We start from the raw sequence: 6,219 nt of genomic DNA, 5'->3' as shown, positions 1-6,219 counted from the left end.
GGAGCCGGCGGGTGCCGCCGTTACCTTCGCGGGGATCGCCTGCACCAGGGCGAGGAACACCGCCTCCGCGATACGCTGCGAGACTTCCGCAGCACAGCCCGAGACCGGGCGCGGATAGCGGGCATCGAGGAAGGTGCCTTCCGGCCGGGGGACGATGAGCGGCGCGAAGGCCCCGGCATTGAGCGGCACATCGGGAAAGACATGGCGCATGGCGAGATAGACGGAGGAGAGCGTCGTCGCGAAGACCGAGTTCATCGGCCCGCGGCAAGGCGGGCTCGATCGCGCGAAATCGAAGGTGATGCGCTCGCCCTCCTTGCGCATGCTGAGCGCGATGCGCAGCGGCTCATCGACGATGCCGTCGGAATCGACGAAAGCCTCGCTCTCATAGGAGCCATCCGGGATCGCCGCGATCTTGGCACGCATCAGCCGGGCGGCGCGGCCGCGCATCTCGGCGATCACCGCCGCCACCGTCTCGACCCCATGGCGGGCGATGAGTGCGGCGAGCCGCCGCTCCCCCACCTTGAGCGCCGAGACCTGCGCCTTGATATCGCCGATGCGCTGGTCCGCGACCCGGATATTGGACTGGATGATGGCGAGAATCTCCTCGTCCATCACGCCGCGCTTGAAGAGCTTGACGGGCGGCAGGCGCAGGCCCTCCTGCTCCACCTCCGTCGCATGGGCGGAGAAGCCCCCCGGTGTCATGCCGCCGGTATCCGGCCAGTGGCCGGTGTTCTGCAGCCAGCAGAGCAGCCGGCCCTCGTGGAAATAGGGCATGGCGAAGCGCACATCCATCAGATGCGTGCCGCCAAGATAGGGATCGTTGACGATGTAGATGTCGCCCGGCTGCGGCGCCGCCACGCGCCCTTCGCGGATGAGGCGGATGATCTCGCCGGTGGAATACTGCATGACGCCGACGAAGACCGGCAGCCCCAGCTCCCCTTGCGCGATGAGCGCGCCGGTTTCGGCATCGTAGATCCCGTCCGACCGGTCATCCGCTTCGGCGATGACGGGGGAGAAGGCGGCACGCGAGAAGGCGAGATCCATCTCGTTGCAGACCTGGGTGAGGCCGGCCTCGATCACCGCGAGGGTCAGCGGATCGCGCTCGCCCTCCGCCCGCAAGAGGGCTGCCGGCCGCATGCCCTCGGTCGTGATGCGCAGATTGCCGATGGCATCGACCTGCAGCGCCGCACCCGGTTCCAGGAAGATCGTGCTATCCGGCTGTTCGAGGATGGCGGGCCCGGTGAGGCTGCCGCCGAGCGGCAGCGCTTCCCGCGCATAGACCGGGCAATCGACCCAGGCGCCGCCCGTGAAAACCGGCCGGCGGCCGCGCCCGGCACCGGCCACCTCGGCCGCGCGCTGCGCCGGATCGAGCAGGCGGGCAACCGGGAATTCCTGCCGCTTGCCGATGACGGCGGTATGGAGATTGACGAGGCGGGCGCGGATTTCCGGCATGCGGATCTGAAACCGCGCGAAATAGGCTTCCTCGAACAGGTGCTGCAGCTCTTCCCGGGTGACCGCGCCATGCGGCAGATCGACGCGGATGAGATGCGTCTGCCCGGCGAACTGCATATCCGCCGCCTGGCGGATTTCGCTCCGCACGATCTCCCCCTGCTGGGCCGCGTTGATCGCCGTGCCGCGCGCCACCTGCTTGGCGAGGATGCGATGCACGCTGGCCATATCCACCGTATCGAGCGGCTGGTTGAGGGTATTGACGAAATCCTGCCGCAGATCGGCGACGAGGCAGCCGAGCGCGTTGGTGAGGCCCGGGCGGGCGGGGATCAGCACCGTCGGGATGCCGAGATCGGCGGCGAGCGCCACCGCATGCAGCGGCCCGGCGCCGCCGAAGGCGAAGAGGGTGAGATCGCGCGGATCCCGCCCGCGCGAGAGCGAGACCATGCGGATGGCGCCGGCCATATGGACATTGCCGAGCGCGATGACGGCAGCCGCCGCTTCCTCGACGCTGAGGCCGAGCGGGCGGGCGAGTGTCGCCTCGAAAATCTCCCGCACGCGGGCGATCGGCACCGCCGCCGCGCCGCCGATCGCGAGCTTGGCGGGATCGAGCCGGCCGAGGATGAGATTGGCATCCGTGACGGTGGGCCGCGTGCCACCGCGCCCGTAGCAGATGGGCCCGGGCGTAGAGCCCGCACTCTCCGGCCCCACCCGCAGCATGCCGGCATCGTCCAGCCAGGCGATGGAGCCGCCGCCCGCGCCGATCGTGCGCACATCGACCATCGGCACATGCACCGGCAGGCCGTATTCGATGGTGAGCTCGGCCGAAACCTCGGGCAGGCCGCCGCTGATGAGGGCGACATCGCTGGAGGTGCCGCCCATATCGTAGGTGACGGCATCGCCGATGCCGGATTGCGCGAGGGTGACGGCCGCCGCGATGACCCCGGAAGCCGGGCCGGACATGACGGTTTTGGCGGCCTCGCGCGCCGCGAGCGGTGCCGCGATGGTGCCGCCATTGCCGTTCATCACCAGCAGATCGTGGCGGAAGCCCTGGGCCTTGAGCCCGGCGCCGAGACGGTCGAGATAGCGATCCAGCACCGGCTGCACCGCGGCGTTGACCGAGGCGGTGGTGCCCCGCTCATACTCCCGATACTCGGAAAGCAGGGCATGGCCGAGGGTGATATAGGCATTGGGCCAGAGTTCCGCCGCGATCCGCCCGGCCGCCTGCTCATGCGCCGGATTGGCGTAGGAATGCAGGAAATGGATGACGAGCGCCTCGCAGCCGGCGGCGAGCAGGCGGGCCGCCGCTTCCCGCACCGCGGCCGTATCGAGCGGGGTGAGAACCTCGCCGCGGGCGCCCATCCGCTCCGCCACCTCGATCCTGAGATCGCGCGGGATCAGCGGCTCGAAGACGCCGAAGAGGCCATAGGGCTGCGGCCGGGTGCGGCGGCCGATTTCCAGCGTATCGCGAAAGCCCTGGGTGGTGATGAGGCCGACGCGGGCGACCTTGCGTTCGAGCACGGCATTGGTGGTGACGGTGGTGCCGTGGATGAGAAGATCGAGATCGGCGGGCGAGGCGCCGGCGGCGGCGATGCCGGCGAGCACGCCCTCGGCCTGGTTCGCGGAAGTGGAGGGCACCTTGGCGAAGCGAACCTGGCCGCCGGCGGCGCCCTCTTCGTAGAAGAGCACATCGGTGAAGGTTCCGCCGACATCGATACCAGCCACCCGCCGCGCCATCAGCTACCCCGGATCGTTTGTATGCAAATGATTAAAGCGGAAGGGCTCGGGGATGGGAAGGGAAAAGCGGCGGGCCAGCAAGGGGGCTGAAGGTTCGCGAAGACGCGAAAGCGCGGCCGCAGTTGCGGCTATCCTGAGGCATCGGCCAGCGAAGGATGCTGCCTAAATCTTTCTTTACTAGCCGGGTTAGTGTATCGAGATTGCGCATAAGAGGAGTGGTTAAGGCTATGTTTGTCAACGTCATTGCGAACTGCCACTGTTTACCGCTGGCGGAGACGCTCATGCTGGGTGCCAGGCGGGATCAAGGCCTGCGCGCGGATTTTATTGACTTGGTTTTCGTCGAGCATGAGCACATGACCACAAAGGTTGAGCGGCTGTTTGCAGATGAAAGCGACGATCCGGTCTTCTCGTTTCATCTGTCTGCGAACTTCGGAAGTTTGGAGACGGCGGCGCTGCGCGGAAGGCTCGGCAACAGGCTGCACATCTTCTCCAACCTGTATTTCTCCGGACTGCATCCGGATATCACCTATCTTGGCCGGATGGGTGATCGTAATGTCGGCTACTTCGGCGATTACCACAGCAAGTTGGCGCTGTTTGCCTTCGTGACGGGCCGAAGCGAGGAGGACTGCCTCGCGCTCTTCAATGGCAAGACCTACGAGTTGATCGGCTACTTCGATGCCTATGAGGCCTCCGCAAACGAACTGCTCGCACGGGATAATGTTTGCGACATCAAGTTCGGCCAGCAGTTTCTCGACATGGTGCGGCGCGGCCCCTGTCTCTACACGATCAATCATCCGAGCGGCGAGGTTTTTGTCGAACTAGCAGATGCCTTGGCCGCCCGAGCGGGAATTCCTTACGTCAAATTTCCGCCGAGCTTCGTGCAGAATCATCTCTCCACTAATTACATATGGCCTATCTACAACGAGATTGCCGAGCGGCACGGCCTTGCGTATCGCGTGCCGCAGAGCTTCATTCATGCGCAAGCTGGTAGCGCCAGATCTGATGATCTGGAAAGTTTTGTCCGCGGTTCCTACGCAGGCTACGCGACGGCGGACCGCAACGCTCTTCACGCCGAACTCACCAAATGGCCATTCTTCTCAGGCTATATGGAGACGCTTGGCTGATGGAGGAGTGATGGGGAGGAACTGACACCAGCACTCCTGCAGGAGGCTTTCGCGATTTACGCGAATTGGGGAAGCTTAAGGTCCGGGTTGATTTGGATGCTTCTTAGCCACGGCGCGGGAAGCCGCTTCAGCTTGCGACACGCTTATCGGCGGGGAGTTCGGCTTATGAGGGTGGCGCGTGGAAGAAGCTTCGCGCGGAGACAAAGTTACGCCTTCCGGGAAACCGGCGCAGTTTGGATGGGAACGGATCCAAAGTCACTGATCTGGCTTCTTGAAGTAAGGCAGTGGTTTTGACACATTCATAAAATAAAGATAAAAATCATTGTCTTTAACAGCGAAGCGTGTTTGCCATGAGTGCTGACTCGAGGAAGCTAACGTACTTAAATAGCCTTCGACGTACGGTGCGCGAACGCCATTCGACAAACTGGGGTGGTGCGTTCGATTTTGCGCAGGATCTCCACGCTCAGGGCGCTCTCGAAGACGCTGATGCGATTTACACCTACGTCGTGCAGTTGTTCCCCGATGAATTGTGGCCGGCGTATCACTGGGCTCTCTCCGCCTACTTGAATGGGCATCATGCGATGGCAGAACGCCGTGCTTACCGATTGCTGGATCGCTTTCCTTCCGAAGCGCCCCGAATACGAGACCTGCTTGGCGACATCGCAATGGATCAACGTGATTTTGACATTGCGATGAAGTCATTCGCGGTGGCGCTTGACGCTAATCCAGAGAGTCGCGATCTGATTCACAAACATGCTTTCGCGTCGATGTGCTGGAATTTATTCGGTTCGTTCGGCTTTGACTACCCTCGCACAGATTATGGCGTTCTTGTTATCAGCCTTGATACTGCATCTCCGCATTTTTGTCGCTTGCGAGCAAATCTGAACGAGATGGGCATTGAACCGCAGCATGTCCAAGGGGTGTGGGGTAAGCACTTGCCTTATGCATTGCTTGACGAAATCGCGCATGCGCATGAACCGCATGAACGCGGAACGCTCGGTTGCCTGCTTGCGCATGTTAATGCTTGGGAGGCGGCTCTCGAAAGCGATCACGAAGTGTGCCTCATCATGGAGGATGACGCATTGCCGATTGGCGTTCTGCCATCAAGTTTCCGAAGTCTCTCCCTCCCGGCGAACTTTGATGTGTGCTTCGCGAACGAACGCGCATGTTTTAAGGGTTCAAGCCGCGACTTTTACGAGGCCAAGGGGTTCGTGGCGAAAGACGTCCTTGAATCTCTTGCTACTTGGCCACTTGACCATTCGGCCCCTGGCGCCGACGGCTACTTTGTTTCCCGTAAGGGTGCTAAGCGGCTCTTGGAGCTTTTCAAACAAGGACTATCGCGCGGGGATGTGGATTGGTGGTTGGTGAGGCATTGCGTAGATCGCGAGAACTATCGGTTCTTACCTCCAGACTCAACTACCGCTGCGGTTCTAGGAAATGTCGAGGGTATCGAGGCTCCGGCGATCACGGCTTACAGCCTCTTCCCCCACATCGTTAAGACTGCGCCGCTGTATAGCATCAGGAACGAAAACAATGACGCATAAAGCGGTCATGGTCGCATCTGCTTGGCTTTGAGATTTTTCCCGGCCGAGTGCTGCATTTAGCCCTCTGAACCGCTCCCCGTTTCGACCGAACACCGGCGCTGACCGGAGGACCCAGGGATAGACCTGAGGCTATGCCTATGTCCGACACGTTTTCCCGCGTTGAGGTGATCACGGGTGTTGCCCGACGGAGGCGCTTCAGCACTGAGCAGAAGCTGGCGGTCGTCACGGAGGTATCCACCCGGTGAGTGCCGCCTTGTAATGTTGAATCCGGCTGGTGATCTGTATCCGCCCGGTGAGTGCCGCCTTGTAATGTTGAATCCGGCTGGTGATCTTAACGCCGCTCGTAAGAACGGCATTAAGGACGG

Annotated in this window: 3 protein-coding genes; 2 read left to right on the top strand and 1 reads right to left on the bottom strand. The window is 62.5% G+C overall.

Going from position 1 to position 6,219, the window contains the following annotated elements; genetic code table 11:
- The coding region (locus ACYQ7X_RS17255) for a hydantoinase B/oxoprolinase family protein (protein ID WP_459698317.1) at positions 1 to 3,174 on the bottom strand (3,174 nt) is incomplete at its 3' end.
- A 239-nt stretch (positions 3,175 to 3,413) separates the two neighbouring features.
- Here ACYQ7X_RS17255 and ACYQ7X_RS17250 point away from each other — a divergent pair.
- On the top strand, positions 3,414 to 4,310 hold the full coding sequence (locus ACYQ7X_RS17250; protein ID WP_459698316.1) for a WcbI family polysaccharide biosynthesis putative acetyltransferase: 897 nt from the start codon (positions 3,414 to 3,416) through the stop codon (positions 4,308 to 4,310).
- Between the two features lie 350 nt (positions 4,311 to 4,660).
- Positions 4,661 to 5,854 (top strand): glycosyltransferase family 25 protein, encoded by a 1,194-nt coding sequence (locus tag ACYQ7X_RS17245; RefSeq protein ID WP_459698315.1) that lies wholly within the window; start codon positions 4,661 to 4,663, stop codon positions 5,852 to 5,854.
- The last annotated feature ends 365 nt before the right edge of the window (positions 5,855 to 6,219 follow it).

The sequence above is a fragment of the Acidisoma sp. C75 genome (assembly GCF_054665095.1).
The sequence above is the reverse complement of the archived record's forward strand: the minus strand, read 5'-3'. Positions and strand labels throughout refer to the sequence as shown.

Coding starts and splice junctions, on each gene's coding strand:
- ACYQ7X_RS17250 (WP_459698316.1), top strand. CDS start 3,414: ATGTTTGTCAACGTCATTGCGAACTGCCACTGTTTACCGCTGGCGGAG.
- ACYQ7X_RS17245 (WP_459698315.1), top strand. CDS start 4,661: ATGAGTGCTGACTCGAGGAAGCTAACGTACTTAAATAGCCTTCGACGT.